Origin of the sequence: Hydrogenophaga sp. UC242_50 (genome assembly GCF_042697355.1) — a bacterium.
Lineage (GTDB): Bacteria > Pseudomonadota > Gammaproteobacteria > Burkholderiales > Burkholderiaceae_C > Hydrogenophaga.
Window position 1 is genome coordinate 25,653 of sequence record NZ_CP170553.1, and the last position, 18,694, is coordinate 44,346.

At 67.4% G+C, this 18,694-nt stretch carries 15 protein-coding genes and 3 pseudogenes; 2 read left to right on the forward strand and 16 right to left on the reverse strand.

The features are described 5' to 3' along the window. Positions 1-2: 2 nt before the first annotated feature. The 7 genes from ACFJGX_RS00145 to ACFJGX_RS00175 are packed head-to-tail and all read right to left on the reverse strand — an operon-like array spanning position 3 to position 6,639. On the reverse strand, positions 3-935 hold the full coding sequence (locus ACFJGX_RS00145; RefSeq protein WP_382327481.1) for a 3-keto-5-aminohexanoate cleavage protein: 933 nt from the start codon (positions 933-935) through the stop codon (positions 3-5). Positions 936-946: 11 nt separating this feature from the next. Further along, positions 947-1,657 carry an ABC transporter ATP-binding protein gene (locus ACFJGX_RS00150; protein WP_382323135.1) on the reverse strand — a complete coding sequence of 237 codons (711 nt, stop codon included), beginning with the start codon at positions 1,655-1,657 and terminating at the stop codon, positions 947-949. After that, positions 1,654-2,409, reverse strand: a complete 756-nt coding sequence (locus ACFJGX_RS00155; protein ID WP_382325863.1) for an ABC transporter ATP-binding protein — start codon at positions 2,407-2,409, stop codon at positions 1,654-1,656. The genes ACFJGX_RS00150 and ACFJGX_RS00155 overlap by 4 nt, the downstream gene beginning before the upstream one ends. Continuing rightward, a complete protein-coding gene (locus ACFJGX_RS00160) occupies positions 2,406-3,632 on the reverse strand; it encodes a branched-chain amino acid ABC transporter permease (protein WP_382327483.1) in 1,227 nt (408 codons plus the stop codon). The genes ACFJGX_RS00155 and ACFJGX_RS00160 overlap by 4 nt, the downstream gene beginning before the upstream one ends. Before the next feature lie 8 nt (positions 3,633-3,640). Further along, positions 3,641-4,582: a branched-chain amino acid ABC transporter permease gene (locus ACFJGX_RS00165; protein WP_382323134.1), complete on the reverse strand. Its 942-nt coding sequence runs from the start codon at positions 4,580-4,582 to the stop codon at positions 3,641-3,643. A 3-nt stretch (positions 4,583-4,585) separates the two neighbouring features. Beyond that, the gene (locus ACFJGX_RS00170; protein WP_382323133.1) at positions 4,586-5,821 is read right to left on the reverse strand and encodes a branched-chain amino acid ABC transporter substrate-binding protein; all 1,236 of its coding nucleotides are present in this window, start codon (positions 5,819-5,821) and stop codon (positions 4,586-4,588) included. A 26-nt stretch (positions 5,822-5,847) separates the two neighbouring features. Next, positions 5,848-6,639, reverse strand: coding sequence for an SDR family oxidoreductase (locus tag ACFJGX_RS00175; protein ID WP_382323132.1), 792 nt, complete (start codon positions 6,637-6,639; stop codon positions 5,848-5,850). Between the two features lie 173 nt (positions 6,640-6,812). Between ACFJGX_RS00175 and ACFJGX_RS00180 the strand changes: the two genes are divergently transcribed. Further along, on the forward strand, positions 6,813-8,750 hold the full coding sequence (locus ACFJGX_RS00180; protein WP_382327485.1) for a helix-turn-helix domain-containing protein: 1,938 nt from the start codon (positions 6,813-6,815) through the stop codon (positions 8,748-8,750). A gap of 22 nt (positions 8,751-8,772) precedes the next feature. Here the strand turns inward: ACFJGX_RS00180 and ACFJGX_RS00185 are convergent, their stop codons facing one another. From ACFJGX_RS00185 to ACFJGX_RS00205, 5 genes and pseudogenes are all read right to left on the reverse strand, one after another. Next, entirely contained in the window at positions 8,773-10,515 is a 1,743-nt protein-coding gene (locus ACFJGX_RS00185) for a carboxylesterase/lipase family protein (RefSeq protein ID WP_382323130.1), read from the reverse strand. Between the two features lie 7 nt (positions 10,516-10,522). After that, on the reverse strand, positions 10,523-11,542 hold the full coding sequence (locus ACFJGX_RS00190; protein WP_382323129.1) for a Bug family tripartite tricarboxylate transporter substrate binding protein: 1,020 nt from the start codon (positions 11,540-11,542) through the stop codon (positions 10,523-10,525). A 40-nt stretch (positions 11,543-11,582) separates the two neighbouring features. Continuing rightward, the gene (locus ACFJGX_RS00195; RefSeq protein WP_382328833.1) at positions 11,583-11,903 is read right to left on the reverse strand and encodes a DUF1214 domain-containing protein; all 321 of its coding nucleotides are present in this window, start codon (positions 11,901-11,903) and stop codon (positions 11,583-11,585) included. Further along, a pseudogene (locus ACFJGX_RS00200) lies at positions 11,881-12,870 on the reverse strand (DUF1254 domain-containing protein); the annotation flags it as partial. The pseudogene ACFJGX_RS00200 and the gene ACFJGX_RS00195, both read right to left, overlap by 23 nt. Continuing rightward, positions 12,867-14,081, reverse strand: a complete 1,215-nt coding sequence (locus tag ACFJGX_RS00205; protein ID WP_382327487.1) for a CaiB/BaiF CoA transferase family protein — start codon at positions 14,079-14,081, stop codon at positions 12,867-12,869. The pseudogene ACFJGX_RS00200 and the gene ACFJGX_RS00205, both read right to left, overlap by 4 nt. A gap of 2 nt (positions 14,082-14,083) precedes the next feature. Here ACFJGX_RS00205 and ACFJGX_RS00210 point away from each other — a divergent pair, with 2 nt between their 5' ends. Further along, positions 14,084-15,133 carry a LysR family transcriptional regulator gene (locus ACFJGX_RS00210; RefSeq protein WP_382323126.1) on the forward strand — a complete coding sequence of 350 codons (1,050 nt, stop codon included), beginning with the start codon at positions 14,084-14,086 and terminating at the stop codon, positions 15,131-15,133. 289 nt (positions 15,134-15,422) lie between these two features. On the opposite strand, the pseudogene ACFJGX_RS00215 reads toward ACFJGX_RS00210, so the two are convergent. The 4 genes and pseudogenes from ACFJGX_RS00215 to ACFJGX_RS00230 all read right to left on the reverse strand — a co-directional run. Continuing rightward, positions 15,423-15,632: pseudogene (locus ACFJGX_RS00215) on the reverse strand (N-carbamoylsarcosine amidase); the annotation flags it as partial. 71 nt (positions 15,633-15,703) lie between these two features. Beyond that, positions 15,704-15,808: pseudogene (locus ACFJGX_RS00220) on the reverse strand (Asp/Glu racemase); the annotation flags it as partial. Positions 15,809-16,206: 398 nt separating this feature from the next. After that, positions 16,207-17,997 carry an acyl-CoA dehydrogenase gene (locus ACFJGX_RS00225; protein WP_382327489.1) on the reverse strand — a complete coding sequence of 597 codons (1,791 nt, stop codon included), beginning with the start codon at positions 17,995-17,997 and terminating at the stop codon, positions 16,207-16,209. A gap of 91 nt (positions 17,998-18,088) precedes the next feature. Continuing rightward, complete coding sequence (locus tag ACFJGX_RS00230) at positions 18,089-18,616, reverse strand: MarR family winged helix-turn-helix transcriptional regulator (protein WP_382323124.1); 528 nt, start codon at positions 18,614-18,616, stop codon at positions 18,089-18,091. Positions 18,617-18,694: the final 78 nt, after the last annotated feature.

Genomic DNA, 18,694 nt, shown 5'->3' on the forward strand with positions numbered 1-18,694 from the left:
GGTCAGAAATGGACGGCATCGCTGCCTTTGAGCGCGAGCATGGCCCGCGCTTCGGCAGGCGATGCCACCTCGAGGGACAGCTCATCCAGGATCCGGCGGATCTTGCGCACCTGCTCGGCGCAGCTGCGGGCCAGCTGGCCTTTGCCCAGATACAGGCTGTCTTCCAGCCCCACGCGCACGTGCGCACCCATCACCGCGGCCATGGTCAGCAGCGGCATCTGATGGCGCCCGGCGCCCAGCACCGAGAAGCGGTAGCCGTCCCGGCCGAACAGGCGATCGGCCGTGGTGCGCATCGTGACGAGGTTTTCCGGATCGGCACCGAGGCCGCCCAGGATGCCGAAGATGCACTGCAGGAAGATGGGCCCGTCGAGCAGCCCTTCGTCGCGGAAGTGGGCCAGGTTGTAGAGGTGCCCCACGTCGTAGCACTCGAACTCGAAGCGCGTGCCGCGCTCGCGGCCCAGCACCTGGAGGATGTGCTTGATGTCGGCGAAGGTGTTGCGAAAGATCAGGTCTTCCATGCCTTCCACATAGGGCTTCTCCCAGCCGTGCTGCCACTGCGAAATCTTGCGCGCCGCAGGGTGGATGGAGAAATTCATGGACCCCATGTTGAGCGAGCACATCTCGGGCGCCGCCTGCAAGGGGTAGGCGAGCCGCTCGGCCAGCGTCATGCGGGTGCTGCCGCCGGTGGTGATGTTGATCACGGCATCGGTCGCGGCTTGGATGTGCGGCACGAACTGGTCGAACACCTTCGGGTCCGGCGTGGGCCGCCCGTCGGCGGGATCGCGCGCATGCAGGTGCAGGATGGCCGCGCCGGCCTCGGCGGCCTCGATGGCCTGTGCGGCGATCTGTTCGGGCGTGATGGCCAGGTAGGGCGACATGCTGGGCGTGTGCACCGAGCCGGTGACGGCGCAGGAGATGATGACTTTGTCGGACATGCGGAAAGCCTTCAGACGGCCAGCCACTGCGCGAGCAGGCCGGGATCGGATTGCAGTTGGGCGGGTGTGCCTTCGAACACGATGCGGCCATGGCCCATCACGCAGACGCGGTCGGACACCTTGAGCGCGATGGCGAGCTTTTGCTCGACCAGGACCACAGAGACACCCTGGGTCCGCATGTCGCGGATGCACTCGCCGACCTGCGCCACGATCATGGGCGCCAGCCCTTCGGTGGGTTCATCGATCAGGATGACCCGGGGGTTGCCCAGCAGGGACCGGCAGATGGTGAGCATCTGCTGCTCGCCGCCCGACAGGCTGCCGGCCTTTGTGTGGCGCCGCTCCTTGAGCCGGGGGAAATAGTCGAACATCTGCTGCACCGTCCAGCGCGGCGCGCCGGGTGCTGCGGGTTGTTCGCCCATGCGCAGGTTCTCGTCCACCGTGAGGTTGGCGAACACCTCGCGCTCCTCGGGCACATAGGCCAGGCCAGCGCGGCAGATGCGGTTGGCCGGTGAGCCGGCCAGCTCCTGGCCCGCCAGGCGCACGCGGCCCCGGCTGGGCGGCACCAGGCCCATCAGCGCCTTGAGCGTGGTGGAGCGGCCCGAGCCATTGCGTCCCAGCAGGCTCAGCACCTCGCCCGCGCCCACCCGGAAACCCACGCCCTGGAGGATGTGGCTCTTGCCGTAGTAGGCGTGCAGGTCTTCCACTTCGAGCAAGCTGTTCATGCCGCGACCTCCTCGCCCAGGTAGGCCTCGCGCACGCCCCGGTGCCGGCGGATCTCGTCCGGGGTGCCGGTGGCGATCACCTGGCCGTACACCAGCACGCTGATGTGGTCGGCCAGCTTGAAGACGACGTCCATGTCGTGCTCCACGATCAGCAGCGCGCGGCCGGCGGTGACTTCCCGGATCAGGTTCAAGGTGTAGTCCGTTTCTTCGCTCGACATGCCGGCCATGGGCTCGTCGAGCAGGATGAGCTGGGGATCGGAGGCCACCGTCATGGCGATCTCCAGCGAGCGCTGTTCGGAGTAGCTGAGCCCGCCCGCCAGCGTGCCTGCGCGGGTGTGCAGGCGCACCTGCTCGAGCAGCCGCTGCGTGGCCTCGCGCAGGCCACGCAGCCGGTCGACGCGCCGCCAGAAGGCCGTGGGCTGCGGCTGCTGGCGCATCACCGCCAGGCGCACGTTCTCGAACACCGTCAGTTTGGGAAAGATGTTGGTGATCTGGAAAGACCGCGCGAGCCCGAGGCGGTTCACGCGCTGCGGCGTCCAGCCGGTGATGTCGCGTCCCTGGAAGGCGACCGTGCCCGCCGTGGCGCCGAGGTTGCCCGAGATCAGATGAAACAGCGTGGATTTCCCCGCGCCATTGGGCCCGATCAAGGCGCGGCGCTCGCCGGGCGCCACGTCGAGGTCGACGCCGCGGATGATCGCCGTGTCGCCGAACGACTTGCACAGGCCTTTGAGTTGCAGGATGGGTGCGCTCATGCCGGGTCCTCCTTGGTTTGCAGCCGCTGGTGCGCGAAGGCCAGCAAGCCGCCGCCCACGGGCAGCAGGGCCAGTGGCCAGGCCCAGGTGGCGACGCTGGTCACGTCCCAGGTGCTCTTGAACATCGTCACAGGGGGCCAAGCGCCCGCCTGCGCGGCGAGCGCGCGGTACTCCTGCGAGCACAGGCGCTGCAGCAGCTCGATCAGGAACACCGCACCGGCGGCCAGCAACAGGGCCGCGACCAGCCACGTGAACAGCAGCGGCAGCGCGCGCGCCCCGCCCAGCCGCCGCACGCGCGACGCTGCCGCGTCGCCCAGGCCGACGAGACCTTGCGGCATGAACATCATCACCAGCACGAAGAGCACGCCCTGGTAGAGCAGCCACGCCTGGGTGTTGTCCGACACGGCATAGCCGAAGAAGCTCATGAGCGCCGCACCCAGCGCCGGACCCAGGAACACGCCGACACCACCGATGTAGCTGTTGAGCACCACGCTGGCCGACACGCTGGGGTCGAAGACGACGTAGTTGGCCGCTTCGTTCGCCAGCACCTGCAGTGCGCCCGCCACCCCGGAGAACAGGCCGGAGATGGCGAAGGCCGACACGCTGAGGCGGTGCACGTCATAGCCCAGGAAGCGCAGGCGGTGGCTGTTCTCGCGCAGGCCCAGTGTCAGGCGGCCGGCCGGTGTGAGCGTGTGAAAGTGCAGGAGCAGCAGCGAGATCAGCACCCAGGCCAGCGTGAGGTAGTACACCTGGGTGGTCGAGCCGAAGGAGAAACCCCAGGCCGGCATCCGCATCGCGGAGATGCCCGACTCACCGCCGAACAGGCCCTTGAGCTGCGGGGCCAGCGAGTGCAGCAACTCCGCGATGGCCAGGGTGATCATCGCAAAGGCGGTGCCGCTGCGCTGGGTGGCGAACCACCCCGCCGCAACACCGAACGCGAGGCCCGCGCCGGCGCCCACGAGCGGCATCAGCGGCGTGGGCAGCAGGCCCGCGCCACCCAGCGCGTTCATCGCGTGGACGGTGGCAAAGGCACCCACGCCGAAGTAGGCCGCGTGCCCGAAAGAGAGCATGCCGGCGCGACCCGCCAGCAGGCTGTAGGCGCTGGCGAACAAGGCGGCGATCAGCATCTGCACGGCGGCATTGAGCAGCCCTGCCGACAGCAGGGCCGGCAACGCCGCGAGCAGGGCCACGCCGCCCAGGAGGAGGGAGGTTGAGGTGCGCATGGGAAGGATCAGGTCTTGTCGCCCATCAAGCCCTGCGGCCGCAGCAGCAGGACGAGCAACATCAGGGCAAAGGGCAGGGTGGAGGCCAGGCTGGACAGCTTGAGCGTGAGCAGGCCGCCCACCCCTTCGGCCCATGCCCGTGCGCCCACGACGGCAAGCAGGTCGGCCAGGCTGCGGTCGATGCCCACCGCCAGCGACGTGAGCAGGCCGATCAACAGCGAGGCCAGCATCGCGCCTCCCAGCGACCCCAGGCCGCCGACCACCACCACCACGAACACCATCACGCCGATCTCCAGCGCCATGTTCGGGCTGGTGGTGTAGAACGCGCCGGCAATGGCGCCGGCCAGCCCCGCCAGCGCCGCGCCCACGCCGAAGACACCCATGAACACGAACTGCACGTTGTGACCCAGGGCCTCGACCATGCGCGGCCGGTAGATCGCCGAGCGCACGATGATGCCGACGCGGGTGCGCGTGAGCAGCAGGAAGAGCAGCGCGAACATCACCAGGGCCACGCCGCCCATCAGCAGCCGGTACATGGGGTACTGCTGCCCGCCCAGCGAGAAGGCCGGGCCATCGAGCAACGCGGGTACCTGGTAGTTGACCGGGAAGTTGCCGAACAGCAGCTTGATCGTCTCGGCCACGATGAAGGACAGCCCGAAGGTGAGCAGCAGCTCATGGGCGTGGCGATGGTGGTGGACGCGCCGCAGGAAAAAGCGCTCCACCACCGCGCCGACGCCACCGGCCAGCAACGTCGCCGCCACCACCGCAGGGCCGAAGCCCAGCAGCCCCTGCAGGGTGTAGGCGAAGTAGGCGCCGAGCATGTAGAACGATGCGTGGGCGAAGTTCAGCACCCCCATCATGCCGAACACCAGCGTCAGCCCTGCCGACACCATGAACAGCAGCAGTCCGTAGATGACGCCGTTGAGCAGCGAGAACAGCAGGGTGTCCATGGCTCAGGAGGGGCGCTGCATCTTGCAGCTGGGCTGGACCGGCATGGCGGCTTCTTCGGCGGTGAACAGCTTGACGGGCTTGAACCCCATGTCCGTTCCGTCCACCTTGAAGCGCGCGTCCCTGGTCACGGTCGACACCACCAGCGGCAGCAGGATCTGGTGGTCGGCGGCGCGCATGCTGGCCTCGCCCATCGGGGTCTTCATGCGCGCCGTTTCCATCGCGCGGGCGAAGGCGTTCACGTTGAGCTTGCCGCCGTCCGGCCTGGTGCGCTTCAGTGCATCGGCCACCATGTCCATGCCGAACACGGTCTGGGGTTCGACGAACACGGGCGAGCGGCCCATCTTGGCCGTGTAGTCGGCCACGAAGTTCGCTCCGTCGGCGCCGCCCGCCTCGCCGTTGAAGGCATGCACGATGAAGTGCCCCAGCGCCGTGTCGCCCGCGTTGCTGATGTTGCCCGGCTGATCGAGGAACACCGTGCCGAACGCGGCCTTGAGGCCGGCGCCCTTGGCCGCCTTCATCATCAGCAGCAGATCGTTGGACCAGTTGCCGGTGAGCACCGTCTCGGCGCCCGAGCTGCCGATCTTGGCGATGTAGGGCGCGAAGTCCTGGATCTTGTTGGTGTCGTGCAGGGTCTTCTCCACCACCTGGTAGCCACCCGCGCCCGCGTTCTCGACGATGGCGGCCTCCATGTCCTGGCCCCAGGAGTAGTTCTGGTTGATGGCGTAGACCTTCTTGCCCAGCGCATTGGCCTCTTTCATGCCCTTGACCAGCACCTTGGTGCGCACCTGCGCGTTGGGGGCCACGCGGAAATGGTGGAAATTGCACTTTTCACCGGTCAGCTCCAGGGCTTCGGCGCCGACGTTGATGTAGACGATTTCCTTGCCCGGGTTGCGCAGGTTGTGCTTGCGCACGTCCTCGGTGATCTGCCCGCCGATCGCGGACGAGGCGCCTTGCACGACGATCTGGACGCCCTCGGCAATGGCGGCCTTGAGCTTGTCCGACGCGCCCGTGGGCCCACCCTGGTTGTCGTACTCGATCAGTTGCACGGGCTGGCCGTTCCAACCACCGGCGGCGTTCATCTTGTCGATGGAATAGCGGACACCGGCCCGGAAGGTTTGTCCGGTCGATGCCTGTGGACCCGAGAGCGTTTCCAGCAGTCCGATCTTGACCGGGTCGGCGTGCGCGGCCGAGGCCGTCAGCAGAGCGGCCGAGAGGGCGGCGAGGCGAAATGGGGTCATGGCTTGTCTCCTGTTGTGGTGGGGGGTTAGAGGTACTCGACGTTGCCGTCCACGCTGATGACCTGACCCGTCAGGTTGCGCGCGCCCGGCGAACTCAGGAACAGCGCCGTCGCCGCGACGTCGTCGGCGGTGACCATGCGGCGCAGGGAAATCTTGTCCAGGTACTGCTGGCGCATCGCTTCGGGGCTGATGCCGAGCGCCGTGGCGCGCGCGGCGATCACGCCGTCCATGCGCGCGCCTTCGACCACGCCAGGGAGGATCGCGTTGACCCGCACACCCTGCGGCCCGAGTTCGATCGCCAGCGACCGGGTCAGGCCCACGATGGCCCACTTGCTGGCTGCGTAAGGCGTGCGGTAGGCGTAGCCCAGGCGGCCCGCCACCGAGCCCATGGCGATCAGCCCCGGGTTCGCACCCGAGGCCTTGAGCATGGGCACCGCGCGGCGCGCGAAATGGAACTGGCTGTCCAGGTTGACCGCCAAGGTCCGCTGCCAGGCCCCGGCATCGATGTCCTCGATGGCCGCAGTGGGGCCGGCGATGCCCGCGTTGTTGACCAGCACGTCCAGCCCGCCCAGGTGGCTGCGAACGCCCTCGAACACGGTGTCCACGTCGCCCGCGACCGACGCATCGGCCGGCGTCCCGGTGAGACCGGGCGCCTGGGTCAGCAGGCGGTCCAGCGCGGCGCGATCGATGTCGCAGACGTGCACCTGCGCCCCTGCGGCGTGAAAGGCCAGCGCAACGGCGGCACCGATGCCACTGGCACCGGCGGTGACCAGCACGCGAAGGTCTGGAACGGGGCGAAGGGCGTCGTGGAGGGCCATGGGAGCGTCGGTGGACAAACAAAGAACTGGGGGCAGTGTCCGCAATCGACCCGCGACCAACCATGTGCGAACCGCACACAAACAACGCCCTGTTTATGTGGTGAGAGGACATACATCGCGCGCTCAAGCCCCATCGGGCTCTGATACCCTCGGCCTTCGACGCAGGAGGCGCCTTGGAACCCACACCCCTGATCGCGAACACGCTCATTGAATTGCTGCACCGGGCCGCGCCCGCCGAAGACTTCGCGCAGCAGCTGGCCCGGGTCGAAGCCTTGCCGGCGGGCCGCCCCGACAAGGCCAGCCTGGTCGAAACCGTGCGCATCGCCATGGCCGTGCGCAACCGGATGGAGGTGCTGCAGCAGCGCGAGCAGGGCATGGTGGCGTTGATGGAGTCGGCCCAGGACCTGTCCGAGCGGCTCGAACTGAGCAACCTGCTGGCCGCCATCGTGGCGCGGACACGCCACCTGCTGGGCTCGGACATGGCCTGGATTTCCGAGCTGGACGAAGCCCGGGGTGTGTTCCAGGCGCTGGCCTCCGACGGCGGACTCACCCGCAACTCCGTGGCGATGAACATCCGCAGCGACAAAGGCGTGGCGAGCGTGGTGATGGCCACCCGCACCCCCTTCACCACGCCGGACTACCTGCACGACACGCGCTTCAGCCACGACCCGCGCTTCGACGACATCTTTCGTGCCGAGGGCGTCTGCGCGCTGGTGGGCGTGCCGGTGATCTGGCAGGACGGCGTGATCGGTCTGCTGTTCGCGGCGGACCGCTACCCCCGGGTGCACACCACGCAGAACATCGCCATCCTGCGCACCCTGCGCACCCACGGCGCGCTGGCCCTGAAGAACGCGCGCGATTTCGAGCGCATCAACATGGCGTTGGGCAAAGCGGACGAGGCCCGCTCGGAGCTGGAGCGCCATGTGCGGGGTGTCCAGGCGGCCGCCGACGCGCACGAGGAAATCACCCTGCTGCTGGCGCGCGGCGCCTCGCTGGCGACCTTGTGCCAGGCGGTGGCCGGCCTGCTGGGCGGCAGCCTGCTGGTGCTGGACGAGCTCAACCAGGTCATCAGCCAGGGCGTGGCCGAGGGTTATGCCGGCACCGCCGCGCAGCGCTACCAGCCCCACGGCAAACACAGCGCCGACCTGGCACGCGCCCTGCGTCAGGCGCGCCAGTCCGGGCGTTCCGCCCAGGCCTACGAAGCCGACGGGGAAATCTGCCGCGCCATGCCGGTGATCGGGGGCGACGATGCGCTGGGCGCCCTCGTGCTGTTTCACCAGAATCCACTGGAGGAGGTGGCCGAGCGCACGTTCGAGCGCAGTTCGAGCGTGATCGGCATCGTGCTGCTGTCGCAGGAACGCCAGGAGGCCAGCAACCACCGCGACATGTCGGCCTTGATGCGCGCCCTGGTCTCGCCGAGGCAAGACGAGCTGGCCGTGCTGCGAAACCGGGCCGAGCGGTTCGGCCTGGATCTCACGCAGCCGCTCTCGCTCATGATGATCGAGCTCAACGGGCCGAGCGCCGGTTTCGTCGCCCGGCGCCTGCTTCAGACCCCGGAGAGCAAGCCCTGCCTGATCGACGACATCGATGGCATCGTGGTCGTGCTGTGCAGCACCACGCGCGCGCTGGAGCTGCGGCAGGCGCTGTCGCAGTGGATCCACCGGGAAGTGGGAAAGGCCTACCTCGGCGTGATCTCGCGGCCCATGGCGTCCTCGGCCGAACTGCCTTCGGTGTTCGCGACGATCAGGCGGTCGATGGGCGTGCTGCGCCGCCTGGGTCTGCAGGAGCAACTCATCAGCCAGAACGAGTTGGCCCTGTATTCCACGCTGTTCGAAACGCACGACGCCAGCAGCCTGGAGCAGTTCCTGGAAGCGAGCATCGGCCCGCTGATCCAGCACGACCGCAAGCGCAACACGGCACTCACCACCACCCTGCTGTGTTTCTTCGACTGCAACCAGAACGCCAGGACCGCGGCGCAGCGGCTCAACATCCACGTCAACACGGTGCGCCAGCGACTCACCACCATCGAAGGGCTGCTGGGCCACCTGGGCCAGGCGTCCCGGGCGCTTGAGATCCACGTGGCCCTGCGCCTCTGGAGCCTGCGGTCCTGAACCGCAGGCCGCACCGGCGACGTCACTCGGCGGCCGACCTTGCCGTGCTTATGCGTGAGTCGAAGACCAGCGAATGCGGCCAGGCTGGCCAGGCGGAGCCCAGGCCGGGGGCGTGAGGGTCTGCGTCGTGCGCGAAGCGGCCCAGGCTTTGCATCATCCGGTCCGACAGGGCCAGCCTGTCGGCCTTGTTCGCTTCACTGAACGAGATATTCGAGTAGAGCGAAGGCCCGAAGTTGCCGAAGATGAAGGGCAAGTCAAAGCTGTGGGCCGCGCCGTAGACCTTGTCGAAGGGTGGCGGCAATTCGTCCCAATCGAACCGGTAGTGCCACACCTCGGGCTGGCGGGACTTGAGCGCGTTGAGCACGTCGTCGCGGAAAGCGAAGAACCAGATTCGGTCGAGTTCGGAGATGCGCGCATTCAGGCCCGTGTTCGGCGCATCGACCGGCAGGTACTGCGGCGGTACCCAGTCCTCGATGCGGCTGGCGGGCGGGGCGTCCGGCTGGTAGCCATGGGCCAGCTTGAACACCGCCGCGTCGTCGAGCAGGCGGCCGCTGGTGCCACCCAGCGCGGGTCGCATCGCCAGCAGGCTGGGAAAGAGCTTGCTTTCATCGCGCGTGTTGCCCGCCAGCACCGGCACCTGGACGTACCGGCCCGCGCGGATGGCGGCGATGGGGTTGTCCGGCACCACGTGCCCGTCGGGAATCGGGTTGGCCGCGGCCAGCCCCAGCGGCGCCAGGCGCGTGCGCACCGTGGTCAACAGCGCGTCCGCCGACATCCCGCGCAGGTGGGCGGCCAGCTGCTGCGGGGTGCGCGAAGCGATGTGCGCCTGGGCAGCGGCCGGGTCGGCGGCGGTGCCGTCGGCGACCAGGGCGTGGGTCAGCAAGGCGTTGCCCCGCGTGGCCCAGACGCTGCGGGGCTGAATGGTCGAGAGCGAGCCCGGTGGCAGCGTGGCGGCCGATGAAATGCCGCCACTGAGGGCCACCAGCCGGTGGAACAGGGGCGCGGGCCGGGCCACCACCATGGGCGAGGTGAGCAGCGCATACACGTTGACGGCCCCGGCGGACTCGCCCATCAGCGTGACCCGGCCCGGGTCACCGCCGAAGGCGCCGATGTTGCCCTGCACGAACTCGAGTGACTTCACGATATCGAGCAAGGCGAAGTTGCCCGAGTCGGGTGCAGCGGCGCCGGTCTTCAGCGCCGCGAGTTCGAGAAAGCCGAAGATGCCGAGCCGGTAGGCCACCGACACCACGACCGAGCCGGTGGTCTTCGCCAGCGTGGCGCCGTCGTACACCGGGTCGGCGGTGTAGCCCGTGATGTTGCTGCCGCCATGCACCCAGACGATGACGGGCCGGGGCGCGTTCGGCGGCGCGGCCGGGGCCCAGATGTTGAGGTAGAGGCAATCTTCCGAACCCAGCGTCTGGCCCAGCGTGCTGCCAATGGTGGCGTCGTACCGGTTGTTCAGGCCCGGCCCGTACAGCCGCCCTGTCTGCGCGCACGCCGGAGCGAAGGCGGTCGCTGCGCGCGGCTCGGTCCACGCGGTCGGGTCGGCGGGGGCCTGCCAGCGGCGCACCCCCACAGGCGGGGCTGCAAAGGGCACGCCTTTCCAGCTGTGGACGCCGCTGACCGCGCTGTCGTTGGCACCGACCACCGGGCCGAAGGTGGTGGTTCGCTGCAGGCCCGTGGGCCCGGTGGGCGCGTGGGTGCAGGCGTTGAGCATCATCAGCGCACCGATCGCCAGTGCGCAGCAGGTCGTGATGGTTTTCATCGCAGGCTCACTCGACCTTGATGTGGGCCTTGCGGATCACGTCGGTCCACTTGCGCGTCTGGTCGTCGATGAACCGGGCGAACTCGGGCCCTGGGGCGCCGCTGGCCTCCAGGCCGATGTCGAGCAGCTTCTGCTTGATCGCCGCGTCGTCGAGCGCGCGCAGCACAGCGGATTGCAGCCGTGTCACCACCTCCCTGGGTGTCGCCGCGGGCACCATGAACCCGTACCACCCGGAGGCGACCACGCTGGGAAAACCTTGTTCGCGGATGGTGGGCGCCGACGGGTACAGAGCGCTGCGGGCTTCGGACGCCACGCCGATCACGCGCAGCTTGCCCGCCTCGATGTGCGGCAGCGCCGAGCTGATGGCCGTCAGGGTGGCATCCACGCGCCCGCCGAGCAGTTCCGAGTACGCCGGCGCGTCACCCCGCATGTGCACGTTGATGCCTTCCATGCCGGCCTCGCGCAGCAGGAGTTCGGCGGCCAGGTGGGGCTGCGACCCGGCCCCGGGTGAACCGATGTTGATGCCCCCCGGGCGCGTCTTGGAGAACTCCACGAGATCGCGCACCGACTTGATCGGCGTCTGCGCGTTGACGATCAGGAACAAAGGCGCATGCATCGCCATGGCGAGGGGGCGCAGCTGTTCGCGCTGGTAGCTCAGGCCGTGTCCGTACAGCGCTTCGGCCGTGGCGTAGGGCGCGGCCACGTAGAGCACGGTGTAGCCATCGGCGGGCGCGCGCGCCACGAACTCGGTTGCCACCCGCGTGCCCGCCCCGGCCTTGTTCTCGACCACGATCTGCTGGCCCAGGACCTTGGCGAGGTACTCGCCCAGCACGCGGGCAGAGAGGTCGCTGGCCCCTCCGGCACCGTAAGGCGAGATCAGCTTGACCGGCCGCGTGGGCCAGTCCGCCTGCGCGTGGGCAGGCAGGCCGGCGACGGCGGCCAGGCCGGCGGCCAGCGTGACGAGCACGCTGCGGCGCCCGGGGCCCGTTGGCGGGAGGCTGTTCGAAGGTCGGTGGCGCATGTTCATGTCTGTCTCCTGTTGTGGTTGTGTCGAAGGCGCTGCCGTGCTACAGGCGGCGCAGGGGGGGGTAGGGAAACTGGAACTCGAGGTGTCTGCGCCGTGGCTGGTAGAGCCGAAGCACGACGTAGAACCCTTCGCCCGATGGCGCGGGCAACCAGTTGTGCCCGGGGCCCGGATCGTCGGCTTGAATGCGGATCGTCAGGCGCCCGCCCGCCCCGGTCACCAGGCCCGGCAGGCGGTCGCCCACCGAATAGCGCTGGGCGGCATTGGCGCACCAGCAGGCAGTCGCTTCGCCGGTACAGCGTGAGCGACCAGAAGGCGTCCACCTCCGGCGTGGCGCCGGGTGGAAAGTGCAACTCGTAAGCATTCGATCCGTTCAGCGGCTCGCCGTCGGCGTCTACCTCGGCCGTCGGGTACATCGCCTCCTCGATGCCCAGCGCACCGATGAAATTGCGCGCGACGCGCGCGCGCATCGCCACGTCCTGGCCCCAGTGCGTGCGCACCGCGACCGGCAAGGCCCAACCACCTCCCAGCGCGTGCGGCTGGACTTTCTGGCGCAGCGCCCCAAACACCCACGGCAGCGCATCCGCCAGCGCGCCGTCGTCCACCGGCCAACGCAGGTGTTCGCCCGTCGGCACGGGGTTGCGCGCCAAGGCGTCGTCGACGGTGGCGCGGTAGAGGGCCGCCGAGGGCGTGTCCACCGCGCTGCCGTCCAGCCGCGTGTCCACCCGCAGGGCGGCCGTGCCGCCGTCCACGCGGTGGATGGAGATGCCGCGCTGCAACTCGCCGGCCTGGGCCAGGTTGCCCGGACTGTCGTCGACCAGGATGCGTCCGATCACCCAGACGTCGTCGCCCGGCGAGGCGATCACGTTGTCCACGCCATCGGGCACCCGGCCGTGCCAGGCGGGCCCATGCACGAGCGTGCGCTGGCGGCGGTTGCCGGTGGTGCGGCGGCCCACGTACGCAAACGGGTTGGTCCATGCGTCCAGCAGGCCCAGCGTCCAGTACCGCTCCCCCATGTCGGGCGTGTCGATGAGCACCGGCCCTTGGGAAAGATCCAGCCATGCGTTGCTGAACACGGTGTCGTTGTTGGGGCTGACGACCTCACGGTCTTCGGGGCCGATGCGGCGATGGGTGTGGGTGAACTGGTTGACCCAGCGCACGCGGGACGCGCGGTCCTCGCTCGCGAAGCCCAGCACGGGATGGCGCCGGGCCGTGGTGGCGGCGCGCATGCGCATCATCTCGAACAGCGGCAAGGTCTGCAGCACCGCGTCGCGAGCGGCTTGCGGTGGGGTCGACGTCGAGGGCTTGGGCATGGCGTGGCTCATGTTCATGCCACCACACCGGCTTCGCGCAGCGCCGCAACCTCATCGGGCGAGTAGCCCAGGCCGGCGAGCAGTTCGGCGCCGTCCGCGCCGCACGCGGGCGCAGCGGCTGGCGCGGGCCGGCGCCCATCGCCCAGGCGGTAGGGCAAACCCAGCGCCCGGTAGCCGCCGCCGTCGTCCGACGCGGCTTCCACCAGGATCCCGCTGGCGATCACGTCCGCGTTGGTCAGCACATCGCGGTAGCGGCGCACCGCGCCGGCCACGATCTGGTGCTGGCTGAGCAACGCGACAGCGGCCTCGCTCGTGTAGGCCGAGAGGCACTCGTCCAGAACCTGGCGCAGTTCGGCCCGGTGGGCGACCCGCTGGGCGTTGCTGCAGAAGCGCGGGTCGTGCACCAGCGCTTCCCGGCCGACGGCGCGGCAGAAGCGCTTCCAGTGGTCTTCGGCGTAAGCCGACAGCACGATGCTGGCCATCCAGCGCTGCGCCACGACCTCGGCCGCTGGCGCGTTGTGGGGTTGCCCATGCCCGATGCGCGTGGGCTCGGGGCCGCCCCCCAGGTAGTCGCACCAGGTGGCGGCCTGCAAGTGCAGTGCCGTCTCCAGCAGGGACACCTCCAGCGTCTCGCCCACGCCACTGCATTCGCGCCCGTACAGGGCGGCCAGGATGGCCTGCGCCCCCAGGTCCGCGGCGGCGGCATCGACGATCGGCACACCCACCTTCTGCGGTGGGCGATCGGCCTCACCGGTGACGAACATGAGTCCGCTTTCTGCCTGGGCCGCGATGTCGTAACCGGAGCGTTCGCTCGAAGGCCCACCACCGCCAAAGCCGGAGATGGACAGGTAGATCACGCGAGGGTGTCGGGCCCGCACCTGGGCGGGCCCCAGGCCCAGCTTGTCGACCGCGCCCGGTCGCAGGTTTTGCACGACGACGTCGCATTGCGCGATGAGCCGCCACGCGATCTCGCGGCCGGATTCGCTCTTGAGATCCAGCGCGATGGAGCGCTTGCCCCGGTTGTAGGCCCGGACCATGGCCTCGCCATAGCGACCCACATGGCGGGCCTGATCGCCCGTCAGCGGCTCGATCTTGATCACCGTGGCGCCCAGTTCGGCCAGCGCCATCGTGGCGCCGGGGCCGGCGATGTACTGGCCCAGGTCAATGACCGTGATCCCGGCCAGGGGTGAGGCGGATGCTGGGGAAGCGTTTTCTCGGGGATAGGACATGGGTGGCAACGATAGTCGGCCTCGCCATTCCTGAAAAATCCATAATCCTGATGACGCGATCACCATCGGTGATCACGTTCATTCGCGGCTTTTTCCTGGAGCGCCCCTTGCCCTTCCCCTCCGACTACTTGGTCAGGCGTCTGCGCATGCGGCACCTGGAACTGCTGGTTGCCCTGGCCGATGCCGGAACGATGCGGGCTGCCGCCACGCGACTGAACCTGAGCCAGCCGGCGCTGAGCAAGATGCTGGGCGAGATCGAAGCCGGCTTCGATGCCCGCCTGTTCGAGCGCACGGCGCAAGGGCTGGTGGTCAACGCGGCGGGCAGCGCAGCGGTTTACCGGGCCCGGGTCATGCTGGGTGAACTCGCGCGCAGCAAGGACGAAGTGGATGCCCTGCGAACCGGGGCCGATGGCTTGCTGCGACTGGGCACCCTCTCGGTCACGGCCACCGTGCCTCAGGCGGTCGCCGAGCTGCGCCGGCGCCTGCCCCTGGCCAGGGTGCAGGTGCAGGAAGGGCGGGTGCGCGACATGATTCAGCGCCTGCTGAACGGCGAGCTCGATGGCGTGTTCGGTGCCATCACCCCCGAACTGCTCACCAGCGACCAGCTCTCGCTGTTGCAGCCAGAACTGCTGCTGAAGGACGAACTTTGCGTGCTGTGCGCAGAAGGGCACCAACTCTCGCGCGCCCGGCGTTTGAACTGGATCGATGTTCACGGGCAGGCGTGGATCGCCCCACCGAGAGACACGCTGGTGCGCCAGGCCTTGATGACCGCGTTCCTCAACGCGGGCTTGAAGCCACCGGAGCCCTCCATCGAGGTGCTCTCGTCCGTCACCCTCGGCAGCGTTCTGCGCCTGGATGGTTCATTGCTCGGCGCCGTGCGCTTTGAGCAGGCACGAGACGAGCTCTCACGCGGCGGAATCGTTCGCCTGCCCGTCAAACCGCCAGTGCCGCTGCCGTCGCTGGGCCTGTACACGCGACGGGCCGCTGAAGGCCCATCCCCGCTCGTGCAGACCTTCGCCGACGCCATCCGCCAGGTCAGCGCGCGCGCGTGAGCTGCCCCCCCACCAGCGGTGCCCAGCGGTGAAGTCGGGCCATGACCCTGCAACCACTCGCTGCGAAGAAGGGCGTACTGCAGGGTGTTCTCATAAATCGGAGCCCCGCTGTCATCGTTCCTGAAAGAGATGAACTCCCTGAAAAGTCCCTCCTGTCGCATCCCGAGCTTCTCGCAAAGCCGCTGGGAGGCGGTGTTCGTGTCTTCCACGTAGGCATACAGCCGGCGCGCTGTTGAATTCCACTGATCTCTGACCCGAGATTTCCATCGAATACTGACCCACCCGTTGTGTGAGCAAGGACGCTCACGGTGTGGATAGCCTCGACCGCAGGTGCAATGTTGCCGCCGCCGAGCTGCGCAGGGTCGGCGAAGCCATTCACAAAATCGACGATGAGCAACCCGAAGGGAGCCTGCAGGCCCAGGCTCGCGCCCAGCCCCTGCCGGGCATACACGGCGACGTCATCCGCGTCGTGAGGCTGCACGTTGGACGCGGAACTCATGCTGCAACCTTTCTCGATGCTGAGTGCAGTTCTTCAACCACTTTGCCTTCCCGAACGACATGAACATCGTCGAGCGCCACGCTGCAGTTACGCATGACCTTGAGCGCGTCCACCAAGGCGCCAGCACTGGTGACAACTGGTGCGGCACCCTGGTTGCTGACTGTTGCTTCGCCAAGACAACAGCAGAAGCGACACTTGACGGGTGGCATCGACCATAGTCGAAAACACCTGGCGCACAGCACTCAAGCCAACAGTGCAACCCGGAAAATATTGTCGAAAACTTCACAGAAGGGCCGCAGCATCAGTGGCTGCCGATGCCACGGCCCTCAAGTAGCTGAGCCTAGTTTGGCTAGCGTCCCTTGCTTATCGGTGAAGCGCCAGGTGTTCGAGACTGCGTCACCAGCCACCGTCTCAATCGCCTCGACGAAGGCCGCTTCGCTTCGAGAGCCGGGCTGCGCGCATGCGCCCTTCGTACAAATACATGAACTGCCCCCTGATAGTCCAAGTTTTCGTCCGCACCCCCACAACACATACGCCGCATCGCGCGCCCGAGATGCAATGCATGACCTTTCTATCAGTACATATCGAATGACAGTGCATTCACGCTCTCTGCGCCTTCAATAACACTGATGCGCACGCCCGGGGCGCGGCTGAGAAGGTGGTCGGCGTAGAAGCGCGCGGTGGTGATCTTGGCCTGCATGAAGGCCGCGTCCGTGCCTTGGGCCAACAGGTCCTCGGCCACCATCAGCGCGCGAGCCATCTGCCAGCCCGCCACGAGGTTGCCCGCGAGCATGAGGTAGGGCACGCTGCCGGCAAAAGCCGCATTGGGGTTGGCGCGCGTGTTGGCGGCGATGAACTCGACCACGTCCACGAAGGCCTCGCGCGCAGCCTTCAGGCGCTGGTGCACGGCCTTGGCGTTGGGGCTGCTGCGTTGGGCCAGATCGGCTTCGGTCTTCTCGATCTGGGCCGCGATGGCCTTGGCTCCGGTGCCGCCGTCGCGCGCGGTCTTGCGGCCCACGAGGTCGTTGGCCTGGATCGCCGTCGTGCCTTCGTAGATGGTGAGAATCTTGGCATCTCGGTAGTACTGCGCCGCGCCGGTCTCCTCGATGAAGCCCATGCCCCCGTGCACCTGCACGCCCAGGCTGGTGACTTCCAGGCTCATCTCGGTGCTGTAGCCCTTGACCAGCGGCACGAGGAATTCGTAGAAAGCCGCGTTCTGCTTGCGCACCTCGGCATCGGGGTGGTGATGGGCGGCGTCGTACGCCGCAGCGGCCACACTGGCGATGGCGCGGCAGCCTTCGGTGGACGCGCGCATGGTCATGAGCATGCGCTTGACGTCCGGGTGGTGGATGATGGGCGCGGCCGCACTCATCGAACCATCGACCGGGCGGCTCTGCACGCGGTCCTTCGCGTAGCCCACGGCCTTCTGGTAGGCACGCTCGGCAATCGCGATGCCCTGCACGCCCACGGCGTAGCGCGCGGCGTTCATCATGATGAACATGTACTCCAGGCCCCGGTTCTCCTGGCCCACGAGGTAGCCCACGGCCCCACCGTGGTCGCCGTACTGCAGCACGGCAGTGGGGCTGGCCTTGATGCCCATCTTGTGCTCGATGCTCACGCAGTGCACGTCGTTGCGCGCGCCGAGCGAGCCGTCCTTGTTGACCATGAACTTGGGCACCACGAACAGGCTGATGCCCTTCACGCCTTCAGGTGCACCGGTCACCCGCGCGAGCACGAGATGCACGATGTTCTCGGCCATGTCGTGCTCACCGTAGGTGATGAAGATCTTGGTGCCGAACACCTTGTAGGTGCCGTCGGGTTGCGGCTCGGCGCGGCTGCGCACGGCGGCCAGGTCGGAGCCGGCCTGCGGCTCGGTCAGGTTCATGGTGCCGGTCCATTGCCCGCTCACCAGTTTTTCAAGGTAGGTCGCCTTGAGGTCGTCGGAGCCCGCCGTGAGCAGGGCCTCGATCGCACCGTCGGTCAACAGCGGGCACAGCGCGAAGCTCATGTTGGCGCTGTTGAGGATTTCACCGCAGGCCGCACCGATGGTCTTGGGCAGGCCCTGGCCGCCAAAGTCCACCGGGTGCTGAAGGCCCTGCCAGCCGCCTTCGGCGTACTGCTTGAAGGCGTCCTTGAAACCGGGCGTGGTGGTCACCACACCATCCTTGAACGACGAGGGGTCCTTGTCGCCCTCGAAGTTCAGCGGCGCGATCACGCCTTCGTTGAGCTTGGCGCACTCCTCCAGCACAGCCTGCGCGGTTTCCAGTCCGGCTTCTTCAAAGCCGGGCATCTGCGCCACCTGATCGATGCGGGCCAGGTGCTCGATGTCGAACAGCATGTCCTTGAGGGGGGCGGTGTAGCTCATCAAAATCTGCTCTTAGAGCAGCTCCATACAACAGTGTGAGGAAGCAGATCCGACACATCAGCAGATGTCCCATCTGCCAAAAGATTGGGGCTTAACTAAGTTTGCCCATCTTTTCATGTGCATCCACTAGCTGAGCTAGCAGCTTCATAAAAACGACGCGATCCTCTGGAGATAGCGGTTCGACCAGTAGTTCTTGAGAGCGGTAAATGCTTTCTTGCAAGTCGTTTATCAGCTTTAGCCCCTCTTTCGTAATGACAGAGAGTCTTGATCGACGATCGTCTGGATTTACCCTGGTTTCCACCAGCCCTTTGTCGCACAGCCGCTTAAGCACTTCAGCTGTCGTCGTCCGGTCCAACGAAAGCTCTCGGCCAATCGCCTTCTGATCAAGCCAAGGATTCATCGAAAGCGCCGTCAGCATGCCGACCTGAAGCGGCGTGATGCTCTCAGATTTGCACAGTTCAAAGAAAATGGACTGCCCAATCTGAGTCAACCGACGAATCAAGAAGCCCGGGCGGCGCCACATCTCTTGGCGCAGCGGGCTAAAAATCTCTGGCGCCTGCGGTTTTGACGCCACTGTGGAAACGACAGTCTTTTTCTGAGCAGGAGAGCGCTTTGTCATTATTTCAAGATTGCAGATAGAGTGTGCTCGCGAGTTTATCGACTCCATCCATGGAGGCTAGAGCTCAAGCAGCATTTG

Excerpts from the sequence above, each read along its gene's own strand:
- ACFJGX_RS00145 (WP_382327481.1), bottom strand. The coding sequence starts at position 935 with ATGTCCGACAAAGTCATCATCTCCTGCGCCGTCACCGGCTCGGTGCAC.
- ACFJGX_RS00190 (WP_382323129.1), bottom strand. The coding sequence starts at position 11,542 with ATGAACATGCGCCACCGACCTTCGAACAGCCTCCCGCCAACGGGCCCC.
- ACFJGX_RS00155 (WP_382325863.1), bottom strand. The coding sequence starts at position 2,409 with ATGAGCGCACCCATCCTGCAACTCAAAGGCCTGTGCAAGTCGTTCGGC.
- ACFJGX_RS00195 (WP_382328833.1), bottom strand. The coding sequence starts at position 11,903 with ATGCTTACGAGTTGCACTTTCCACCCGGCGCCACGCCGGAGGTGGACG.
- ACFJGX_RS00225 (WP_382327489.1), bottom strand. The coding sequence starts at position 17,997 with ATGAGCTACACCGCCCCCCTCAAGGACATGCTGTTCGACATCGAGCAC.
- ACFJGX_RS00205 (WP_382327487.1), bottom strand. The coding sequence starts at position 14,081 with ATGTCCTATCCCCGAGAAAACGCTTCCCCAGCATCCGCCTCACCCCTG.
- ACFJGX_RS00150 (WP_382323135.1), bottom strand. The coding sequence starts at position 1,657 with ATGAACAGCTTGCTCGAAGTGGAAGACCTGCACGCCTACTACGGCAAG.
- ACFJGX_RS00170 (WP_382323133.1), bottom strand. The coding sequence starts at position 5,821 with ATGACCCCATTTCGCCTCGCCGCCCTCTCGGCCGCTCTGCTGACGGCC.
- ACFJGX_RS00160 (WP_382327483.1), bottom strand. The coding sequence starts at position 3,632 with ATGCGCACCTCAACCTCCCTCCTCCTGGGCGGCGTGGCCCTGCTCGCG.
- ACFJGX_RS00230 (WP_382323124.1), bottom strand. The coding sequence starts at position 18,616 with ATGACAAAGCGCTCTCCTGCTCAGAAAAAGACTGTCGTTTCCACAGTG.
- ACFJGX_RS00165 (WP_382323134.1), bottom strand. The coding sequence starts at position 4,582 with ATGGACACCCTGCTGTTCTCGCTGCTCAACGGCGTCATCTACGGACTG.
- ACFJGX_RS00185 (WP_382323130.1), bottom strand. The coding sequence starts at position 10,515 with ATGAAAACCATCACGACCTGCTGCGCACTGGCGATCGGTGCGCTGATG.
- ACFJGX_RS00175 (WP_382323132.1), bottom strand. The coding sequence starts at position 6,639 with ATGGCCCTCCACGACGCCCTTCGCCCCGTTCCAGACCTTCGCGTGCTG.